Origin of the sequence: Flavobacterium caseinilyticum (genome assembly GCF_004349085.1) — a bacterium.
GTDB lineage: Bacteria > Bacteroidota > Bacteroidia > Flavobacteriales > Flavobacteriaceae > Flavobacterium > Flavobacterium caseinilyticum.
On record NZ_SMFM01000001.1, the window covers coordinates 425,231 to 445,044 of the forward strand.

Genomic DNA, 19,814 nt, shown 5'->3' on the forward strand with positions numbered 1-19,814 from the left:
AGATTTTTTTTATTTTTCTCACATGCGTATTAAGCTTATTTAGTGCGTTGTCTCAGCCTAAGTCTCATCCGCCACCGCCAATGGCAAAAGAACTTAATCCGGCTCCGCCGCCAGGATTACCTATTAATGAAAATATTTTTATATTAATGACAATTGCAATACTATTTGGGATTTATATCATTTATAAACATAAACTAAAAGAAAAAACTACAACCTAAATTGTAGTTTTTCTTTTTTAAATAAGATTGAATTATTTACTGTTGCCGTATAATCGGGAAACATATTTTCCGATGACATCAAATTCCAGGTTTATTATCGTGCCCACTTCAAAATTTTTGAAATTAGTGTGTTCATGAGTATATGGTATTATAGCTACACTAAACTGATTTTTCTTTGAGTTCACGACTGTTAAACTCACTCCGTTGACTGTAATAGATCCTTTTTCGATGGTAATGTTGTTTGACATTTCATCATATTCAAAAGTGTAAAACCAGCTGCCGTTTGTCTCTTCGGCGGTGATGCAGGTTCCTGTTTGGTCCACATGTCCTTGGACAATGTGTCCGTCAAGTCTGTCGCCCAATTTCATTGCTCTTTCAAGATTGACGCTGTCGCCCACTTTCCAGTCTGCTAGGTTTGTTTTTTTTATGGTTTCATCTATTGCGGTTACAGTGTAGGAGGTGTCGTTTATGGCGACAACCGTGAGGCATATTCCGTTATGGGCGACACTTTGGTCTATTTGAAGTTCGCCGGTAATCGATGAATTAATGGTGATATGCGCATTAGCCTTCTCTTTTTTTATTTCTTGGATAGTTCCAAGGGTTTCTATGATTCCTGTAAACATTTCTTGTTTTATTTTACTAAATTTGCACTTCAAAATTAGCAATAAATAACGGTATGTCATGATGAAAAAAGCAGAAAATATAATCGTCGGAATTTCTATAGGAGATTTGAACGGTATTGGAAGCGAAGTTGTTCTAAAAACATTTGAGGATGCTCGAATGTTGGAATTGTGTACTCCTGTCATCTTTGCTAATGTTAAGTTGTTGTCTTTTGTGAAAAAAAGTTTTCCATCTGCCTCTTTGTTGCATGGAATCGACAAACTAGACCAAATTGTAGCTGGGAAGATTAATGTTTTGAATCTTTGGAAAGAAGGTGTAGATTTAAATCTTGGGACAAATGATCCTAAAGCGGGAGAATATGCTATAAAGTCATTTGTTGCTGCCACCAAAGCTTTGAAAGAAGGTCACGTGGATGTGCTAGTAACGGCTCCAATAAATAAATACAATATTCAGTCCGAAGAATTTAAGTTTCCTGGGCATACTGATTATTTAGATCAAGAGTTGGAAGGAAATGCCTTAATGCTGATGGTTCAGGATAATTTGAGGGTAGGATTATTGACGGATCATATTCCGATAAACGAGGTAGCTTCGCATCTTACGGAGGAGTTGATTATAAGAAAAATTCAAACAGTCAAACAATCATTAATACAGGACTTTAGTATTAACAAACCTAAAATTGCGGTGTTAGGACTGAATCCGCATTGCGGTGATGGAGGAGTTATCGGTAAGGAGGATGATACGATACTAAAGCCAGCATTGAAGAAAATATTTGATAAAGGGACCTTAGTTTTTGGGCCTTTTGCTGCTGATGGGTTTTTTGGAAGCAATCAATATGAGAAATTTGATGCTATTATTGCGACCTATCACGATCAGGGATTGATTCCTTTTAAAACACTGTCATTCGGTAAAGGAGTCAATTATACTGCGGGTTTAAATAAAATAAGAACCTCACCGGATCATGGTACAGCTTATGATATCGCAGGCAAGGGAATTGCCGATTTCAACTCGTTTAAAGAGGCGGTATATCTGGCGATAGACATTTATCATTCCAGAAGTCAACACACAGAAATTAGTGCCAGACCATTGAAAACAAAAGAAAAACAGTTGTGAACAAAAAAAAGTGAATAACATTATTAGATTTGCAATAATTTTATATCTTTGCACTCCCGAAGTTTAGGGGCAAATTGTTGTTGAAATGAAGAACACAAAAGAATATTTAATTCCTTTTATAGGATTAAAGCTAGGGAAACATCATTTTGAGTATCAAATCAGTAATGCGTTCTTTGAAATCTTTGATTATAATGAATATCATGATTCAAATATCAAAGTAAATGTAGTTTTAGAGAAAAAAAGTACGCTGTTAGAGCTGAGTTTTAAACATAAAGGTACTGTAAATGTACCTTGTGATCTTACCAGCGAAGATTTTGATTTGCCAATTAAAGGTAAAATGAAATTAATCGTTCGTTTTGGAGAAGAGTTCAATAATGAAAATGAGGAATTGTTAATTTTACCTCATGGCGAATTTGAAATAGATGTTGCACAATATATCTATGAAATGATTGTTCTATCAGTCCCTCTAAGACGAGTTCATCCAGGCATAAAAGACGGAAGTTTAAAGACGGAAGCCTTAACAAAGCTTAATGAATTGGCAGTAAAAGAAGAAAAAAAAGTAATTAAAGAAGAAGAAAATATTGACCCGCGTTGGGACAAATTAAAGCAACTATTAACGGATAAATAATATAGTAAAATGGCGCATCCTAAGAGAAAAATCTCCAAAACAAGAAGAGATAAAAGAAGAACACATTACAAAGCAACTGTAGCACAGATTGCTACTTGTCCAATCACTGGAGAAGCACATTTGTACCACAGAGCTTATTGGCATGAAGGGAAAATGTACTACAGAGGGCAAGTTGTTATAGATAAGTCTGTAGCTGTTGCTTAATACATTTTTTGTAAATGATATTCGAACTCTCACATCGTGAGAGTTTTTTTGTTGTTTATAATTTAAATTAAATAAGAAGTTTCAAAACAAAGAGAATGGAATTTTTTTTGTAATTTTCACGTCTTTTAAAAATTTTTCAAATGGCAACATTTGACAAAAAACAATCGCATAAAATGAATACAATCACTGCCGCAATAACCGCTGTTGGAGCCTATGTACCAGATTTTGTTTTGACAAACAAAGCGCTTGAAACAATGGTGGATACCAATGACGAGTGGATAACCTCTCGGACAGGAATAAAAGAAAGAAGAATCCTTAAAGACCAAGATAAAGGAACTTCTTTTTTAGCAATAAAAGCCGCACAAGATTTATTAGCTAAAGCTAATATTGATCCTCTGGAGATAGATTTGTTGATAATGGCAACTGCCACACCAGATATGCCGGTAGCTTCTACAGGAGTATATGTTGCAACGCAACTTGGAGCGACAAATGCTTTTGCTTATGATTTACAGGCTGCATGTTCCAGTTTCTTATTCGGAATGTCAACCGCTGCGGCTTATATAGAATCCGGCAGATATAAGAAGGTACTCTTAATTGGTGCTGATAAAATGTCTTCTATTGTCGATTATACCGATAGATCAACCTGCATTATTTTTGGGGATGGCGCTGGTGCGGTCTTATTTGAACCTAACTATGAAGGATTGGGATTGCAAGATGAATACCTTCGCAGTGACGGAATTGGCAGGGATTTTTTGAAAATCGACGCGGGAGGTTCACTTAATCCTACATCTTATGATACGGTAAAAGAAAACAAACATAATATTATCCAGGATGGCAAAACAGTGTTTAAGTATGCAGTAACTAATATGGCTGATTCTAGCGAATTACTTCTGAAAAGAAATAATTTGACAAATGAAGACGTAGATTGGTTAGTTCCTCATCAGGCTAACAAACGTATTATTGATGCCACGGCAAACAGAATGAATTTAGAAGATTCTAAAGTGCTAATGAATATCGAAAAATACGGAAACACCACTTCGGCTACTTTACCACTAGTACTTAGCGATTTTGAGCATGTATTCAAAAAAGGAGATACGATAATTTTTGCTGCTTTTGGAGGTGGATTCACATGGGGATCCATTTATCTAAAATGGGCCTACGATAAAAAATAAATTTAAACTAAAAACAAATAATTATGGATTTAAAAGAAATTCAAAATCTTATCAAGTTTGTAGCAAATTCAGGAGTTGCAGAAGTTAAGTTAGAGATGGATGATGTAAAAATCACTATCAGAACAACTTTAGAAGGAAATGTAACAGAAACCACGTATGTTCAGCAAATGCCTGCTCAAGCACCACTTCAGCAAGCGGCAGTTCCTCAGCAAATTGCTCCGGTAGCAGCTGCTCCAGAAGTTCCTGTAGTAGAAAACGCTCATTATATCACTATAAAATCACCAATCATTGGAACTTTTTATAGAAAACCATCTCCGGATAAACCAATGTTTGTTGAAGTAGGTAAAACAATTTCTAAAGGTGACGTACTTTGTGTAATCGAAGCCATGAAATTATTTAATGAAATTGAATCTGAAGTTTCTGGTAAAATTGTAAAAATATTGGTTGACGATATGTCGCCAGTTGAATTTGACCAACCTTTATTCTTAGTAGATCCATCATAAGAAATTATAAATTATAAATTATAAATTTTGAATGATGAGTTTTCGTTATTTGAAATAATTTAAAATTTAAAATTCAACATTTAAAATTTCAAAATAAGATGTTTAAAAAAATATTAATTGCAAATAGAGGGGAAATTGCGTTACGAGTAATTAGAACGTGCAAGGAAATGGGTATCAAAACAGTTGCTGTTTATTCTACTGCTGATGCCGAAAGTCTACATGTTAAGTTTGCTGATGAAGCGGTTTGTATAGGACCACCTCCAAGCAACTTGTCCTATTTGAAGATGTCGAATATAATTGCCGCTGCCGAAATTACAAATGCAGATGCAATACATCCAGGATACGGATTTCTTTCTGAAAATTCTAAATTTTCTAAAATTTGTCAAGAACATGGAATCAAATTCATTGGAGCTTCTCCTGAAATGATTGATCGAATGGGAGACAAAGCTTCCGCAAAAGCAACTATGATTGAAGCAGGCGTTCCTTGTGTTCCTGGTTCTGTTGGAATTTTAGAATCGTATGACCAAGCCTTACAATTATCAAAAGATTTTGGTTTTCCGGTAATGCTTAAAGCGACTGCTGGTGGTGGAGGAAAAGGAATGCGTGCGGTTTGGAAAGAAGACGAATTATTGAAAGCTTGGGAAAGTGCACGTCAGGAATCTGCTGCAGCTTTTGGAAATGACGGAATGTATTTGGAGAAATTAATCGAAGAGCCTCGTCATATCGAAATCCAAGTTGTTGGTGATGCCTACGGTAAAGCATGTCACCTTTCTGAAAGAGACTGCTCTGTACAAAGACGTCATCAAAAATTAACTGAAGAAACTCCATCTCCGTTTATGACCGAAGAATTGCGTCATAAAATGGGGGAAGCAGCGGTTAAAGCGGCGGAATATATTAAGTATGAAGGTGCAGGAACGGTAGAATTTTTGGTGGATAAACACCGTAATTTCTACTTCATGGAAATGAATACGCGTATCCAAGTTGAGCATCCTATTACAGAGCAGGTTATTGATTATGATTTAATTCGTGAGCAAATTCTTGTTGCAGCTGGAGTAGCGATTTCAGGAAGAAATTATTTGCCTCAATTACATGCAATTGAATGTCGTATTAACGCGGAAGATCCTTACAATGATTTCCGTCCTTCTCCAGGAAAAATCACTACGTTGCATATGCCAGGAGGACACGGTGTACGTTTAGATACACATGTGTATTCCGGTTATACTATTCCGCCAAATTATGATTCAATGATTGCAAAACTTATCACAACAGCTCAATCTCGTGAAGAGGCAATTAGCAAGATGAGAAGAGCTTTAGATGAATTTGTAATCGAAGGTATAAAAACAACCATTCCTTTTCACAGACAGTTAATGGATGATCCTCGTTACATATCAGGAGATTATACAACTGCATTTATGGATACTTTCAAAATGAACGATCCAGAATAGAAATTATACAATTACGTTAAAGAACCTTGCATCACTGCAAGGTTTTTTTTGTTTAAAACAGTTTCAGATGCGACCTGTTTTTGTGTAAAAATTATACATGTTACTCATTTGAATACTCACTTTTCCCAAATAAAAAAATGATTGAATTTTAAAAAGCGTTGTTTTTAAAGAGGTTATGGCTTTTTTGGGTAGCGTTTTAAGAATGGTATGATTATTCTATTATACTAGACAACAATAACAAGTAAATAATTTAAAACACATATCATGAAAAAATTACTTTTATCCGCAGCAATCGTTTTAGGGAGTTTATCAACTTATGCAACTTCAGTTCCAAATACCAATGAGGTTACAAAAACGGTAACAATTCAAGAAGAATACACCGAAGTGAAACTTGAAGAAGTTCCAGTGGCTATAACTGAGGCTTTGAAAGCAGCTTATCCTAGTGCGATTTTAGACAAAGCATATATCAATGCCCAAAAAGAGTACAAATTAGATATTACTGTTGGAGACAAAAAAGGAAATCTGTTTGCAGATGAAACAGGAAAATGGATTCAGAAATAAAAGATTAAATAATAGCAATTAAAATAAAATAGTATGAAAAAGTTACTCTTATCAGCAGCAATCGTTTTAGGAAGTTTATCAAGTTATGCGGGAGAAGTTCCAACAGAGCAGGTACAAAATCAACTTTCAGTTTTTCAAGAAGGATATATTGAAGTTGAAACAGTTCCTGATGCAGTAAAAAAAGCTTTGGAAACTGCCTATCCTGGAGCAGTTCTAGGGAAAGCATACATCAATGAAAAAAAAGAATATAACCTAGAAATCACAGTTAAAGACCAAAAAGCTACTGTTTACGCGGATGCTGCTGGAAACTGGATAAATAAATAATTTGGGGAAATTTTTATTTTTAAAAGAGAGATTGTTTTAACAGTCTCTCTTTTTTTTGCAAAAAATTATGAGAATACAATTTAAATAACTTTATTTTAGCATTAAAGTTAAAAAGTAATGACTAAAATTTTATTGATTGAAGATGATGTAGCTTTTTGTAAATTATTAGAAAAATTTCTGATAAAAAAATCCTTTGAGGTGACGACAGCATTTTCAGCTGCAGAAGCGAAATCTAAAATAAAAAGTACTGAATTTGATCTAATTATCACGGATTTAAGGCTTCCTGATTATGATGGAATCTTACTTATGACCGAAATAAAAGCTACTCACCCTGCTATTCCAGTGTTGTTAATGACAGGATATTCGGATGTGAGTACTGCAGTAAAAGCGATAAAAAATGGCGCGGCAGATTATATCTCCAAGCCTTTCAATCCAGAAGAAGTGCTTTTGGTTATCAATAATGCCTTGCATTTGGATAATAAAGAACCAAATAAAGTTGCTTCAATTTCTAAAAGTACAAAGCAAGCAACAAAAAAAACAGAAAATAAATTTGTTAAGGGAATTTCTAAAGCTTCCCAAAAACTTACTGAATACATCCAATTGGTCAGTCCAACAAATATGTCGGTTTTAATTATCGGCGAAAGCGGAACGGGAAAAGAAGTGATTGCCAAAAGTATTCATGAAAACAGCTCGAGAAAAAACACTAATTTCATTGCGGTTGATTGCGGTTCCATTCCAAAAGAGTTGGCTGCGAGTGAATTTTTTGGACATGTAAAAGGATCTTTTACCGGTGCAATTCAGGATAAAATCGGTTTTTTTGAAGCAGCAAATGGAGGAACCATATTCTTGGATGAAATAGGAAATCTTTCTTATGAAAACCAAATTCAACTGCTACGCGCTTTACAGGAAAGAAAAATTAAACCCGTGGGCAGTAATAAAGAAATCGATGTCGATATCAGGATTATTACCGCAACAAATGAAGATTTGCGCGAAGCAGTAAAAAGAGGTGATTTCCGCGAAGATTTGTATCACAGAATCAACGAATTCTCTATTCATTCGCCTTCGTTAACAGAAAGGAATGAAGATTTAATGCTCTTTTCAGATTTTTTTTTGGAAAAATCAAATCAGGAATTAAACAAAAATGTCCTCGGATTTTCATCTGAAGTGATGGCTATTTTTCAAAATTACAGATGGCCGGGAAATCTTAGGGAACTTCAAAACTCTATCAAAAGAGCGACACTTTTGACACAAGGAGATTTTGTTGAAAAAGCGGCGCTTCCAGCAGAATTTTTTCAAAATGAAGAAAAAATAACCACTGATTTTTCTTTGTCAGAAAATGAAAAAGAAACGATAATGGAAGCTTTAAATAAAACGAATAATAATAAAACGGAGGCGGCAAAATTGCTTAGAATCAACAGAAAAACGTTGTACAATAAATTGAAATTGTACAATATTAATTAATTTTTTTCCTTTTCCAGATATACAAAAAGAGCTGTTATTTTATTTTTTAAATTGGAAACAGCTTTTTTAATTTCATCCAAGGAAAGATCTTCAAGTTCCAATTGGTCTAAAATAGTACTAACATCCAATGCTTTTATCTGCTTAAACATTGGATTCATTTTATGGGCTATATTTTTTATTTCCTCAAAATTGCTGTCAGTCGAAGCTTGTTCTAATTCATTTAAACTTTCTATTGTATTTTTTATAAACGATTCTAAAATTTCTTTCAAAGCTTCTTTATCATCAGATAAAAATGATTTCAGCGATTTCAATGTATATGTTTTTGCTGTGTTTTTAGGATGATTCATCGCAGGTAAAACAACTGGAATTTCACTATTATCGAGTATAGCTTTGATGGTTGCCAAAACAGTTTTTGGAGTATAAGGTTTCCTGATAACGGTTGTAAATCCAGAATTTTTGTAGTGTTCTAAATCGATATCATTTCTTCCGGTTACCGCAATGACCGGTTGGTTGTCATAATTGGAGATGGTTTTATTTTGTAATTCTTTCAAAAATGAAAAACCATCCATAACTGGCATTTGTATATCAGTAATGATGAAGTCGAAAGCGTTGTTTTTTATCCAAGAAAGCGCATCCTGTGCCTTGTCAAAATGGAAAACAAGATACTGCTGCTGGCGCAATACTTCTGTGGTCAACTGCAATAAACTTTGATCGTCATCAATAATAATAGCGGTGTATTTCTTTTTTGAGATTTCGATTCCTGTTTCATCACGAGATAATTGCGTATCAAATAGTAACGGAATTTGGATTTCAAAAATACTTCCTGTTCCCAGTTTACTTTTCAAATGCAATTCACCGCCTAAAATACCGACCATTTTTTTAGAAATCGTAAGACCCAAACCTGTTCCACCATATTTTTTTTCTATTTTTTCATCGGCTTGTGTAAATTCTTCGAAAATTAATTGTTGGTTCTTTTCTGCAATTCCAATACCGGAATCTTCTATTAATATAATAATTGTATTGGTTTCTGAATGAACTTTAGCTTCAATTTTTATAAATCCTTCTTCGGTAAATTTGAAAGCATTCCCTATGATATTAGACAATATTTGTCTTAAGCGAAACGGATCACCAATTATTTTTTGGTGTAGTTTATGATCAATTTCAGTGACGAGTTGTATCGGTTTTTGAATGTAAACAGATTGAATACTGTTGCTTACTTCGGTGATGATATCGGGTAAAGAGAACGCAAATTTTTCAATAGAAATTTTCCCGGCTTCGATTTGTGTGAAGTCCAATAAGTCCTGAACCAGTTTTGAAATATAATCGGAGGAACCTTTAATATTCTTGGTAAAATGCAATTGTTTGGTGTTTAAATCTGAATTACCAAGCAGTTCAGTATACCCAATAATAGTACTTAATGGAGTCTTTAAATCATGGCTTACCGTTGAAATAAGTTGCTCTCTGCTGGTAAGTAATTTTTTAGCCTTAAGATTTGCAGCTTCCAATTGTTTCTTATACGATTGTGTCTTAGAAAAATCATTCAATATTAAAATCAGAAAAAATAATGTCAACAGTAACCCAATTATTGCTGCTGTAGTAACAATTTGATTGGTTTTTTTTAAAGATTTTTCTCTTCCTAAATAGCTTTTGGTGGTGTTAAGAATAATTTCCCGTTCTATAATTCCTAGAACTTTTCTCAATTGGTCCGCGATTGAAAGTTCGTTTTGAAGCAATTTATTTTCCTCAAGGCTCAATAGTTTTTTCTTATTCGCAGTCTCTTTTTGTACTTCATTCAGCAACATTTTTGAAACTGATAAAATAGAATCAGATGCCTTTTTGCTTAACGTGTTGGTGCTGTCATCAGGGATATTTTGATTGAGATAGGCAACATATTTCTTGAGTACATTACGCTCATAGTCGCCCATCATTGCAGGGTTTTTTACAAAATCTTCTAATTGAAGTTTCCGCATCGAAGATTCCATTTTTGTCAGATCGGAGATGGCATTACTGACTGCAATTTCATCTTCGGTTTTGTTTTTTATAGCTTTTAATTGCTGAATGTTCTGGATTTTTTTGGATAATAAAACCTGTACACTGTCCAATAATGTGATTTGATATGGAGTAGAAACCGCCGCTTTCAAGGAATCAATGTCAACTTTCAGCGCTGTAGTCTTTGCAACATAATTTTTGAAATCTTTCTCGGATTCCGACTGAATAGCGATTCTGGCCAGACTTTCTGTTTTGTATAAATCTGATAAGACATTGCTGACTTTCAAAATGGAGCCGTTTTTTTCTATAAAACTTCTTTCAGTTGGAGAAAAACTCTTGTTTTCAGAATATAGAAACCAGCCGATGCTTCCAAAAAGCAGCACTAAAACTAGGTAACTGATGAAAACTTTTATTGGAATGTAGCTTTTTTTATTGTCCATTTTTCAAAGATAAAAATTAGAAAAGGCTTTAAAGTTAAGATATTCCAAATATTTTGTCAGTAACAAAAAAACCTCACCGGTGAGTGAGGTTTGGTTTTTTTTAAAAGTTCTAAATTACAAGGTTTCTTTCAGCCATCTGAAAAATTCACCTTGCCAAACCTGAGCATTTTGCGGTTTCAGCACCCAATGATTTTCTTCAGGAAAGTACAGGAATCTGCTTTTTATACCACGCAATTGTGCTGCTTGAAAAGCTTCTTGACCTTGTCCTATTGGTACACGAAAATCTTTTCCGCCTTGAATAATTAAAATAGGTTTGTTCCATTTTTCCACCAAAGTCATTGGGTTGAATGTCGTGTACGTTTTTTGAGCTACAGCATTATCTTTCTCCCAATACGCACCACCAAAATCCCAGTTGCTAAAGAAAACTTCCTCAGTAGTTCCAAACATGCTTTGGGTATTAAAAACGCCATCGTGGGCAATGAACGTTTTGAATCGGTTGTTGTGAATTCCCGCTAAATAGAAAACGGAATATCCGCCGTAACTGGCACCAACGCATCCTAAACGATTTGCATCAACATATTTTTCCTTCGCTACATCATCAATCGCTGAGAGGTAATCGTCAATCACTTGTCCGCCCCAGTCTTTGCTGATTTGCTCATTCCATTCTACACCGTGACCCGGCATTCCGCGTCGGTTTGGAGCCACAACAATATACCCGTTAGCAGCCATCAACTGTAAATTCCATCGGTAGGAATAAAATTGTGTCAATGCAGATTGTGGTCCACCTTGACAATATAAAAGCGTTGGGTATTTTTTTGTGGCATCAAAATTAGGCGGAAGAACAACCCAAACTAACATTTTTTTGCCGTCCGTCGTCGTTACATATCTTCTTTCGGTTTTGCTCAACGCTAAAGAATTATAGATTGCCGAATTGACATTCGAAAGTTGTTTCCATGTGTTTTTCTTTAAATTATAAGAAAAAATTTCCGCCGCATGATTCATATCGGTTCTCGTTACGATAATGTTATCACCGGAAAAACCAACTAAATCATTGACATCAAATTCTCCAGTCGTGATTTGGCGAACAGTGATTGCTATTTTGGTCAGACCTGGAAAATTAACTTCAAACAATTGTTTGGTTCCGTCTATCGGCGCCACAAAATAGATTTTTTTCCCGTCAGGACTCCAAATGAAATGGTCAACTGTTCCGTCCCAATTTGCCGTTAAGTTCATTTTCATTCCTTTGAAACTCACGATAAGGTCATTTTTATCGGCTTCATAACCGTCACGTTTCATTTGCAACCAAGTCAAATTTCCGGTTGGAGAAAATTGTGGAGCCGTATCATATCCTAGATTTTCTTCGGTTCTATTGCTAGTTTTTCCAGTTTCCAGATTGTATTCGAAAATATTGGTGTTGGTAGAAACAGCATAATCGGTTCCTGCTTTTTTCTTGCTAACGTACAAGACGCTTTTGCTGTCTGGCGACCAAATGTAATCTTCGTCTCCACCAAAAGGTTTTTGTGGACTGTCGAAATTTTCGCCTTTAAGAATGTCAATTCCCGTTGCGCCTTCTTTGTTTTCTTTGTAAAAAACATGATTGTATTTGCCTTCGTTCCAAGTGTCCCAATGGCGGTAATTCAAGCCGTCGTAGATTTGAACGTCTGATTTTTCCAGTTCCGGATAAAAATCTTTTCCGTGAACTTTTTCGATTTTTACTTCTTCATTGTACACAATATATTTCCCGTCTGGAGAAACATTTTTATCTTTTAATAATTCTTTAGTATCTTTTACTTCAGTTGGATTTCCTCCGTTTACGGGTAAAATGTAGAATTTTGAGTCGGATTTGTTTTCTTTCACCGAAGGAGTGGTCACTTTATAAACTACATTTTTCCCATCTTTGGAAATGCCTAAAGGAGTTACTCTTCCTAGTTTCCAGAGCAGTTCCGGAGTCATTACATTTTGTGCCATTGCAGTTAAACTCATCATTAATAAGGGTATAAACAGTATTTTTTTCATTGTGATTATTGATTTTTTCGAATGCTAAAATTAGCCAATTTAAATTGATGTTTTTTCGTTTTTAACACTTGCTTTTAGCCCCGATAAAAGTGGAAATCCTTTCTAGTCCTAAACTTGTTTCAAGATCTTGAAACAAGTTTAGGACTAGAAAGATTGCAACGGATAGCGGGATTAGCTCCTGAAATAAATCCATAATAAATCCAAAAAATTATTATTTTTATAAAAAATATTTAGATATGGATTTGAGCTATTGGGAAGTAAAAAATTGGTTTACTGATGTCGATTATACCATAGTAGGAAGCGGTATTGTGGGCTTGCATGCTGCATTGCGCTTGAGCGAAAGATTCCCGGAAAGCAAAATTCTAGTCTTGGAAAAAGGAATGCTGCCGCAAGGTGCGAGTACTAAAAATGCCGGTTTTGCATGTTTTGGTAGCCTTTCAGAAATCATTGACGATTTAAAATCCCACTCGGAGGAAGAAGTGATTCAACTGGTGCAAAAACGGTGGAAAGGTTTGCAATTGCTGCGAAAAAGACTCAGTGATGAAACGATAGATTTCAAACCATATGGGGGTTATGAGTTGTTTTTAAAAGATGATGAAAGTTTTTATAGTGAGTGTGTTGGAAAATTACCGTTTATCAATGAAATTTTAAGACCACTTTTTAAAGCGGATGTTTTTGCCAAGGAAGTTGACCGATTTGGGTTCGGTGGTATACAGGAATATTTAGTTTTTAATCCTTTTGAGGCACAGATTGATACCGGAAATATGATGCAGGCGTTGTTGAAAGAAGCGGTATCTAAAAATATTTTAATTTTAAACCAACAAACTGTGACCTCATATTTCGACAAAGGAGATGGAGTAGAAGTGGCACTTGGTGAATTTAGTTTCAATACCAAAAAAATACTGTTTGCTACGAACGGTTTTGCAAACGCAATTACAAATGGTGCTGTTAAGCCTGCCAGAGCGCAAGTTTTAATTACAGAACCTATTAAAAATTTAGATATAAAAGGAACTTTTCACCTAGATAGAGGGTATTATTATTTTAGGAATATTGGCGACCGAATACTACTGGGCGGTGGAAGAAACCTGGATTTTGATGCGGAAAATACGACCGAATTTGGACAAACAGAAATTGTACAAAATAAATTGGAACAACTATTAAAAGAAGTAATTTTGCCTCAGCAAGATTTCCAAATTGCACACCGCTGGAGCGGAATCATGGGCATTGGCAACAGCAAAAATCCAATTGTTTCGCAACTGTCTGACAATGTTTATTGTGGAGTACGATTGGGCGGAATGGGAGTGGCAATAGGCAGTTTAATTGGAACAGAATTAGCAGATTTAGTATAATGGCAACAAAAATAACACCAAGAAAATCAAGACAACCCGTTAAAAAACAATCAAGGTCTTTTATGAGTAAATTATCCCGTTTTTTATTAAAAATCATTTTATGGTTCTTCGGACTCTCTCTATTTTTTGTGATATTTTTTAAATTTGTACCGGTTCCGTTTACACCATTAATGGTGATTCGCGCGATTGAAAACAAAGCTGCAGGTAAAGAAGTTTTTTTCAGCCACGACTGGGAACCAATTGAAAATATATCGATGAATCTTCAAAAAGCGGTAATCGCCAGTGAAGATGGAACGTTCCTGAAACACAATGGTTTTGATTTTGTCGCCATGCAAAAAGCGTATAAAAGCAATGAAAGAGGTCGAAGAATAAAAGGCGGAAGCACCATATCACAACAAACGGCCAAGAATGTATTTCTTTGGCAAGGCCGAAGTTATTTGAGAAAAGGACTTGAAGCCTATTTTACTGTCCTGATTGAACTCATTTGGGGAAAGGAACGCATCATGGAAGTGTACTTGAATAGTATCGAAATGGGGAATGGTGTTTATGGAGCGCAGGCAGCCGCAGAACATTGGTATCGAAAAGGAGCTTCCAGTCTCACGCCGATGCAAGCTGCAGGAATTGCAGCAATTTTACCCAATCCTAGAAAATATTCGGCGACCAGTTCTTCCTCTTATATCAACAGACGAAAAGCTAAAATTGTGCGTATAATGCGAACTGTTGGTAAAATAGATTATTCGAAATAGTATTTCTTTGATTCTAAATGTCAATTGTAAAATAAAAAAACCGTAAAATCTTAATTAAAAGATTTTACGGTTTTTGTTTGTGGAGAATACGATATTCGAACCGGTCACCTTCCCGAACGCTTTCGGGACACTCTATTCAGATGATTCTTTTGATATTAAATATTCAATATATTTTCTACTTTTCTTCTTTTTGATTTCCATTTCTCTTTGTACTGCCAATGAGCGTGAATCAAAACTTTCAAAATAAACCATTATCCAATCTTTAGCCACTTTTGTGTAAGCACTTCTGCTATTTAAATGGTCATTAAGTCTATTTTCAATATTTTCACAGGAACCAGTGTAATATTTGTCTAAAGTATTAGAGAAAATGATATACGTATAAAACATAGGCTTTAAAATAAAAAAGCCTCACATTGCTGTAAGGCTTGATTTTACTGGTGGAGAATACCGGATTCGAACCGGTCACCTCTTGCCTGCCAGGCAAGCACTCTAGCCAAATGAGCTAATCCCCCAATATCATTTTATAAGTAACTAAGAACTTCGAACCAATCACCTTCTCGAAAGCTTTCGGGATACTCTAGCCAAATGAGCTAATCCCCCAAACGTGTTCGCAAATATAACATATAAATTTTCCAAAAAGCAAATTTCAAAATACAAATCTATTCTATTTCAAAAAAAGTTAAATCCTCCTTTACTTTTTTTAACTTTACATCAAAATCACCACTATGCCATCAGAAAACCCAATAGGTTCGCTCGTTACAACTATCGAAAATAAAATTGCAACCGTTACATTTGGTCATCCTTCAAGTAATTCTTTTCCTAGAAAATTGTTAGACCGACTCACAACTGAGATTAATAATTTAAGTGCCAATCCAACTGTTTCGGTGATCGTTATTCAAAGTGAAGGCTCGGGTGCTTTTTGTGCCGGCGCATCTTTTGATGAACTTTTGGCCGTTTCGGATGAAGCCGCAGGAGCCCATTTTTTCTCGGGTTTTGCACATTTAATCAACGCCATGCGTTCGTGCTCCAAGCTTATTGTGGGTCGCATTCACGGAAAAGCAGTTGGCGGCGGCGTAGGAATTGCTTCTGCCTGTGATTATACATTAGCGACAAATAACGCATCAATAAAACTTTCAGAATTGGCTATTGGGATAGGTCCATTTGTGATAGAACCCGCAGTTTCTAAGAAAATCGGAAAGACCGCTATGGCCGAAATGACTTTAGCAGCTCACGAATGGAAAACAGCTGATTGGGCCGCAGCCAAAGGATTGTACGCCAATACTTTCGAAACCGTCGAAGAATTGGATGCCGCAATAGCTGATTTCAGCGCTAAGTTATCCAGTTATAATCCCGAAGCTTTACTGGAGATGAAAAAGGTTTTGTGGGAAGGAACACAACATTGGGACACATTGCTGTTGGAACGTGCCGCAATTTCGGGCAAATTGGTGCTGTCCGATTTTACCAGAAAAGCGTTGTCTCAATTCAAAAAGTAATTTTTTCAGGATTTATTCTGAATTTATTTCAGGAGCTATTTCCTGCTGTTCACTATATCTTTTTATAAGGTGAAGAAAAATCACCTTATAAAAAGGATGCCGTTTCCATCAGGGCTAGAACTCCGCGTAATCCAAATTATTTTTTTTACCATTATGAAATTAAGGTTCATTCAGACCTTAACTTAATTTTTCTTAATGGTTTAATTATTACATTTTTTGCGCTTCCTCAGTTGTTAATCCCTGAAAATCGTTTGTCCCAAATTTACATCCCATTTCTCATATCAATTTGCTAAATTTGCATCAAAATTATACTCCGATGAGCAATATCAGAATTACAAAACAATTTAGTTTCGAAACCGGACACGCCTTATATGGCTATGACGGGAAATGTAAAAATGTTCACGGACATAGTTATAAATTGTCAGTAACGGTAATTGGAACTCCAATTACGGATCGTTCCAATGTGAAATTCGGAATGGTAATTGACTTCACGGATTTAAAGCATATTGTAAAAGAAGAAATTGTAGATCAATTTGACCATGCGACCGTTTTCAACGGAACAACGCCGCATATCGAATTGGCAAATGAATTAATATCTCGTGGACACCACGTTATATTGGTAGACTACCAACCAACGAGTGAAAATATGGTAGTAGATTTTTCGCAAAGAATCATCAACAGATTACCGCAAGGAATCACTCTTTTTTCTCTAAAATTACAGGAAACCGAATCTTCTTTTGCAGAATGGTTTGCCAGTGATAACATGAAATCCATACTGTAACTTCATGCAATTACCCAATAATAAAAAAATATATTTCGCCTCCGATCAGCATTTTGGTGCACCAACACCCGAACTGAGTTTTCCGAGAGAACAGAAATTCGTTGCTTGGCTTGATGAGGTAAAATGCGATGCCGAAGCTATTTTTTTGTTGGGTGATTTATTCGATTTTTGGTTCGAATACAAAACCGTAGTCCCAAAAGGGTTTATTCGTGTTTTAGGCAAACTCGCTGAAATCCGAGATAGCGGCATCCCTATTTATTTCTTCGTGGGAAACCACGATTTATGGATGGAAGACTATTTTCAGAAAGAGCTGAATATTCCTGTTTTTCATGACAATCAAGAATACACTTTTGGGGACAAAACATTTCTTATTGGCCACGGTGACGGAAAAGGTCCTGGCGATTTAGGATATAAACGCATGAAAAAGATATTTACAAATCCGTTTTTTAAGTGGCTTTTTAGATGGCTTCATCCCGATATTGGCGTGAAACTGGCGCAATATCTTTCCGTAAAAAATAAACTGATTTCTGGCGATGAAGATGTGACTTTTCTTGGCGAAGACAATGAATGGCTGATTCTTTATTCCAAAAGAAAACTGGAAACCAAACACTACAATTACCTTATTTTTGGTCACCGACATTTGCCCATGAAAGTAAGCGTAGGAGAAAATGCTGAATATGTCAATCTTGGGGACTGGATTTCATATTTTACCTATGGCGTTTTTGATGGCGATAATTTCGAAATTAAAGAGTATTAATTATTCGCTTTTCATGTTCCTGTATATCCTTTTGCAAATCCAGTTAAGCGTTTATAGCAAAAAGCGAACATCTCAAAAAAAAATGAGATTTGATTAGTAAATGCCAATTCAATAACGAAAAAGTCTTTACTACACGACTTAAAATCGAGCTTGTTTGCCATACGGAATTGCTCTACTCCATAGCACTGATATTCCTTTTTAAGGACAATCAACGCCAAAAAAGAAAATTCGTGTGAACAAGTACTGCCATGTACGCGTCTATTTTTCATAGCAGCGCAATCAAAACTTGATATCCCGCAGTCGCAATTGCAAACTTAATGTGCCTTTCCATTCATTTTCATCGATGCAATACAAGGCTTGAAAAGGTTTTTGATGAGTAATCAGCTCGATTTTGTTTCCCAAATTAAAACCAATCGCAGCAAGGCCTTGGGAGTTATTTTGTTTGACAAAAAGTTTTAAATGTTCTTCATCCTGTCCAAGAGGTTTTCCATAACCGGTGTCTTTGATGTTTTTGGTCAGGAAAATTGGAGTCATATTTTGTGGTCCAAAAGGTTCAAATTGTTTCAGGATTCGGATTAATTTTGGAGTAATATCTGCAAAGTCAATTTCGGCATCAACTGCAATTTCGGGAGTTAGCATATCAGGATGAATCGTTCTTTCGACTTCTTTTTCGAACGCATCTTTGAAGATTTGGTAGTTTTCTTCCTTTAAAGTCATTCCTGCGGCATACATGTGACCTCCAAATTGCTCCAAATGTTCGGTACAGGCTTCGAGAGCATTATAGACATCAAATCCTTTTACGGAACGTGCCGATGCGGCATATTTATCGCCACTTTTGGTAAAAACAAGCGTCGGACGATAATAGGTTTCGATCAATCGGGAAGCGACAATTCCAATGACGCCTTTGTGCCAATCTTCTTGAAAGACAACTGAGGTAAAACGTTCTTTTTCATTATTTTCCTCAATTTGTTGTAACGCTTCTTTGGTGATTAATTTGTCTAGATCCTTTCGTTCCGAATTATAGGATTCAATTTCTGAGGCGAATTGCTGGGCTTGCTCAAAATTAAATTCGGTTAATAATTCCACCGCATGATTCCCATGTTTGATACGTCCGGCAGCGTTTATTCTCGGTGCGATGATGAAAACAACATCGGTAATATCTAATGTTTGTTTTTTTATTTGGTGAATGATGGCTTTGATTCCCGGTCTTGGATCAGTATTGATGACTTGCAATCCAAAATAAGCCAGCACTCGATTTTCTCCGGTCATCGGGACGATATCAGCAGCAATCGCAGCCGAAACTAAATCCAGATATGGAATTAAATCATCAATAGTTTCATTTCGGTTTTGGCCCAAAGCCTGAATCAATTTGAAACCTATTCCGCAACCGCACAATTCATCATAGGGATAGGTACAATCGTCACGTTTTGGGTCGAGAACGGCAATGGCTTCGGGTAAGAATTCTCCTGGTCTGTGGTGGTCACAAATGATGAAATCGATGTTTCGTGCTTTGGCGTAAGCCACATGATCGATGGATTTTATACCGCAATCCAAAGCAATGATAAGTGTAAATCCATTATCATCAGCAAAGTCAATTCCCTTAAAAGATATTCCATAACCTTCGGCATAACGATCCGGAATGTAGGTCGCCACGTTTGGATAATAGGTTTTTAAATAGGAAGAAACGAGTGAAACTGCAGTGGTTCCATCGACATCATAATCTCCAAATACAAGAATATTTTCTTCATTTTCTATCGCTTTTTCAATTCGTAACACTGCCTTTTCCATATCTTTCATCAAGTATGGATCGTGCAAATCCTCTAAACTCGGACGAAAAAAACGTCTGGCATCCTCAAATGTTTCAATACCGCGCTGCACTAATAAAGTGGCCACAAAATCTTCTACATTTAATGCTTTCGCTAAATGTTGTACAGTCTCCTTGGAAGGTTTTGGTTTTAAGGTCCAGCGCATAGTGTTTTTGGTTTAGGGATGTAAC

General features: G+C 35.8%; 20 protein-coding genes and 1 tRNA gene. 15 read left to right on the forward strand and 6 right to left on the reverse strand.

Annotation, left to right across the window (positions count from 1 at the left end; translation table 11 throughout):
* Nucleotides 1-80 precede the first annotated feature (80 nt).
* On the forward strand, nucleotides 81-218 hold the full coding sequence (locus tag E0F89_RS17040; RefSeq protein WP_165929963.1) for a hypothetical protein: 138 nt from the start codon (nucleotides 81-83) through the stop codon (nucleotides 216-218).
* A 32-nt stretch (nucleotides 219-250) separates the two neighbouring features.
* Here E0F89_RS17040 and E0F89_RS01900 read toward each other — a convergent pair whose 3' ends face one another.
* The gene (locus E0F89_RS01900) at nucleotides 251-841 is read right to left on the reverse strand and encodes a riboflavin synthase (protein ID WP_131908172.1); all 591 of its coding nucleotides are present in this window, start codon (nucleotides 839-841) and stop codon (nucleotides 251-253) included.
* A 58-nt stretch (nucleotides 842-899) separates the two neighbouring features.
* On the opposite strand from E0F89_RS01900, the gene pdxA reads away from it, so the two are divergent.
* The 9 genes from pdxA to E0F89_RS01945 all read left to right on the forward strand — a co-directional run bounded on the left by pdxA (nucleotide 900) and on the right by E0F89_RS01945 (nucleotide 8,247).
* Nucleotides 900-1,949 carry a 4-hydroxythreonine-4-phosphate dehydrogenase PdxA gene (gene pdxA / locus E0F89_RS01905; protein ID WP_131908173.1) on the forward strand — a complete coding sequence of 350 codons (1,050 nt, stop codon included), beginning with the start codon at nucleotides 900-902 and terminating at the stop codon, nucleotides 1,947-1,949.
* An 85-nt stretch (nucleotides 1,950-2,034) separates the two neighbouring features.
* The gene (locus E0F89_RS01910) at nucleotides 2,035-2,577 is read left to right on the forward strand and encodes a YceD family protein (RefSeq protein ID WP_131908174.1); all 543 of its coding nucleotides are present in this window, start codon (nucleotides 2,035-2,037) and stop codon (nucleotides 2,575-2,577) included.
* 9 nt (nucleotides 2,578-2,586) lie between these two features.
* Entirely contained in the window at nucleotides 2,587-2,781 is a 195-nt protein-coding gene (rpmF, locus tag E0F89_RS01915; protein ID WP_007137315.1) for a 50S ribosomal protein L32, read from the forward strand.
* A 173-nt stretch (nucleotides 2,782-2,954) separates the two neighbouring features.
* A complete protein-coding gene (locus E0F89_RS01920) occupies nucleotides 2,955-3,953 on the forward strand; it encodes a beta-ketoacyl-ACP synthase III (protein WP_131908649.1) in 999 nt (332 codons plus the stop codon).
* 23 nt (nucleotides 3,954-3,976) lie between these two features.
* Entirely contained in the window at nucleotides 3,977-4,456 is a 480-nt protein-coding gene (gene accB / locus E0F89_RS01925; RefSeq protein ID WP_131908175.1) for an acetyl-CoA carboxylase biotin carboxyl carrier protein, read from the forward strand.
* Nucleotides 4,457-4,554: 98 nt separating this feature from the next.
* Complete coding sequence (gene accC / locus E0F89_RS01930; protein ID WP_131908176.1) at nucleotides 4,555-5,901, forward strand: acetyl-CoA carboxylase biotin carboxylase subunit; 1,347 nt, start codon at nucleotides 4,555-4,557, stop codon at nucleotides 5,899-5,901.
* 264 nt (nucleotides 5,902-6,165) lie between these two features.
* Nucleotides 6,166-6,462, forward strand: coding sequence for a hypothetical protein (locus E0F89_RS01935; RefSeq protein ID WP_131908177.1), 297 nt, complete (start codon nucleotides 6,166-6,168; stop codon nucleotides 6,460-6,462).
* A 33-nt stretch (nucleotides 6,463-6,495) separates the two neighbouring features.
* Nucleotides 6,496-6,786, forward strand: coding sequence for a hypothetical protein (locus E0F89_RS01940; protein WP_131908178.1), 291 nt, complete (start codon nucleotides 6,496-6,498; stop codon nucleotides 6,784-6,786).
* A 117-nt stretch (nucleotides 6,787-6,903) separates the two neighbouring features.
* On the forward strand, nucleotides 6,904-8,247 hold the full coding sequence (locus tag E0F89_RS01945) for a sigma-54-dependent transcriptional regulator (protein ID WP_131908179.1): 1,344 nt from the start codon (nucleotides 6,904-6,906) through the stop codon (nucleotides 8,245-8,247).
* On the opposite strand, the gene E0F89_RS01950 is transcribed toward E0F89_RS01945, so the two are convergent.
* Nucleotides 8,244-10,676: an ATP-binding response regulator gene (locus E0F89_RS01950; protein WP_131908180.1), complete on the reverse strand. Its 2,433-nt coding sequence runs from the start codon at nucleotides 10,674-10,676 to the stop codon at nucleotides 8,244-8,246. The genes E0F89_RS01945 and E0F89_RS01950 overlap by 4 nt on opposite strands.
* A 114-nt stretch (nucleotides 10,677-10,790) precedes the next feature.
* Nucleotides 10,791-12,692 carry a S9 family peptidase gene (locus tag E0F89_RS01955; protein ID WP_131908181.1) on the reverse strand — a complete coding sequence of 634 codons (1,902 nt, stop codon included), beginning with the start codon at nucleotides 12,690-12,692 and terminating at the stop codon, nucleotides 10,791-10,793.
* Between the two features lie 236 nt (nucleotides 12,693-12,928).
* On the opposite strand from E0F89_RS01955, the gene E0F89_RS01960 reads away from it, so the two are divergent.
* Nucleotides 12,929-14,041, forward strand: coding sequence for an NAD(P)/FAD-dependent oxidoreductase (locus E0F89_RS01960; RefSeq protein ID WP_131908182.1), 1,113 nt, complete (start codon nucleotides 12,929-12,931; stop codon nucleotides 14,039-14,041).
* On the forward strand, nucleotides 14,041-14,787 hold the full coding sequence (gene mtgA / locus E0F89_RS01965) for a monofunctional biosynthetic peptidoglycan transglycosylase (RefSeq protein ID WP_131908183.1): 747 nt from the start codon (nucleotides 14,041-14,043) through the stop codon (nucleotides 14,785-14,787). The genes E0F89_RS01960 and mtgA overlap by 1 nt, the downstream gene beginning before the upstream one ends.
* A gap of 132 nt (nucleotides 14,788-14,919) precedes the next feature.
* Here mtgA and E0F89_RS01970 read toward each other — a convergent pair whose 3' ends face one another.
* Both E0F89_RS01970 and E0F89_RS01975 read right to left on the reverse strand, forming a co-directional pair.
* Entirely contained in the window at nucleotides 14,920-15,174 is a 255-nt protein-coding gene (locus E0F89_RS01970; protein WP_131908184.1) for a GIY-YIG nuclease family protein, read from the reverse strand.
* Nucleotides 15,175-15,222: 48 nt separating this feature from the next.
* Nucleotides 15,223-15,299 (reverse strand) — tRNA-Ala (locus tag E0F89_RS01975).
* 213 nt (nucleotides 15,300-15,512) lie between these two features.
* Here E0F89_RS01975 and E0F89_RS01980 point away from each other — a divergent pair.
* The 3 genes from E0F89_RS01980 (at nucleotide 15,513) to E0F89_RS01990 (ending at nucleotide 17,818) form a co-directional block, all read left to right on the forward strand.
* On the forward strand, nucleotides 15,513-16,280 hold the full coding sequence (locus tag E0F89_RS01980; RefSeq protein WP_131908185.1) for an enoyl-CoA hydratase/isomerase family protein: 768 nt from the start codon (nucleotides 15,513-15,515) through the stop codon (nucleotides 16,278-16,280).
* A 316-nt stretch (nucleotides 16,281-16,596) separates the two neighbouring features.
* Nucleotides 16,597-17,061, forward strand: coding sequence for a 6-pyruvoyl trahydropterin synthase family protein (locus E0F89_RS01985; RefSeq protein WP_131908186.1), 465 nt, complete (start codon nucleotides 16,597-16,599; stop codon nucleotides 17,059-17,061).
* Between the two features lie 4 nt (nucleotides 17,062-17,065).
* A complete protein-coding gene (locus E0F89_RS01990) occupies nucleotides 17,066-17,818 on the forward strand; it encodes a UDP-2,3-diacylglucosamine diphosphatase (protein ID WP_131908187.1) in 753 nt (250 codons plus the stop codon).
* Between the two features lie 279 nt (nucleotides 17,819-18,097).
* Here the strand turns inward: E0F89_RS01990 and recJ are convergent, their stop codons facing one another.
* On the reverse strand, nucleotides 18,098-19,789 hold the full coding sequence (gene recJ, locus E0F89_RS01995; protein ID WP_131908188.1) for a single-stranded-DNA-specific exonuclease RecJ: 1,692 nt from the start codon (nucleotides 19,787-19,789) through the stop codon (nucleotides 18,098-18,100).
* Nucleotides 19,790-19,814 lie beyond the last annotated feature (25 nt).

Bases quoted from the DNA above. Each gene is read 5' to 3' on its own strand.
- E0F89_RS17040 (WP_165929963.1), top strand. From the start codon at position 81: ATGGCAAAAGAACTTAATCCGGCTCCGCCGCCAGGATTACCTATTAAT.
- E0F89_RS01900 (WP_131908172.1), bottom strand. From the start codon at position 841: ATGTTTACAGGAATCATAGAAACCCTTGGAACTATCCAAGAAATAAAA.
- pdxA (WP_131908173.1), top strand. From the start codon at position 900: ATGATGAAAAAAGCAGAAAATATAATCGTCGGAATTTCTATAGGAGAT.
- E0F89_RS01910 (WP_131908174.1), top strand. From the start codon at position 2,035: ATGAAGAACACAAAAGAATATTTAATTCCTTTTATAGGATTAAAGCTA.
- rpmF (WP_007137315.1), top strand. From the start codon at position 2,587: ATGGCGCATCCTAAGAGAAAAATCTCCAAAACAAGAAGAGATAAAAGA.
- E0F89_RS01920 (WP_131908649.1), top strand. From the start codon at position 2,955: ATGAATACAATCACTGCCGCAATAACCGCTGTTGGAGCCTATGTACCA.
- accB (WP_131908175.1), top strand. From the start codon at position 3,977: ATGGATTTAAAAGAAATTCAAAATCTTATCAAGTTTGTAGCAAATTCA.
- accC (WP_131908176.1), top strand. From the start codon at position 4,555: ATGTTTAAAAAAATATTAATTGCAAATAGAGGGGAAATTGCGTTACGA.
- E0F89_RS01935 (WP_131908177.1), top strand. From the start codon at position 6,166: ATGAAAAAATTACTTTTATCCGCAGCAATCGTTTTAGGGAGTTTATCA.
- E0F89_RS01940 (WP_131908178.1), top strand. From the start codon at position 6,496: ATGAAAAAGTTACTCTTATCAGCAGCAATCGTTTTAGGAAGTTTATCA.
- E0F89_RS01945 (WP_131908179.1), top strand. From the start codon at position 6,904: ATGACTAAAATTTTATTGATTGAAGATGATGTAGCTTTTTGTAAATTA.
- E0F89_RS01950 (WP_131908180.1), bottom strand. From the start codon at position 10,676: ATGGACAATAAAAAAAGCTACATTCCAATAAAAGTTTTCATCAGTTAC.
- E0F89_RS01955 (WP_131908181.1), bottom strand. From the start codon at position 12,692: ATGAAAAAAATACTGTTTATACCCTTATTAATGATGAGTTTAACTGCA.
- E0F89_RS01960 (WP_131908182.1), top strand. From the start codon at position 12,929: ATGGATTTGAGCTATTGGGAAGTAAAAAATTGGTTTACTGATGTCGAT.
- mtgA (WP_131908183.1), top strand. From the start codon at position 14,041: ATGGCAACAAAAATAACACCAAGAAAATCAAGACAACCCGTTAAAAAA.
- E0F89_RS01970 (WP_131908184.1), bottom strand. From the start codon at position 15,174: ATGTTTTATACGTATATCATTTTCTCTAATACTTTAGACAAATATTAC.
- E0F89_RS01980 (WP_131908185.1), top strand. From the start codon at position 15,513: ATGCCATCAGAAAACCCAATAGGTTCGCTCGTTACAACTATCGAAAAT.
- E0F89_RS01985 (WP_131908186.1), top strand. From the start codon at position 16,597: ATGAGCAATATCAGAATTACAAAACAATTTAGTTTCGAAACCGGACAC.
- E0F89_RS01990 (WP_131908187.1), top strand. From the start codon at position 17,066: ATGCAATTACCCAATAATAAAAAAATATATTTCGCCTCCGATCAGCAT.
- recJ (WP_131908188.1), bottom strand. From the start codon at position 19,789: ATGCGCTGGACCTTAAAACCAAAACCTTCCAAGGAGACTGTACAACAT.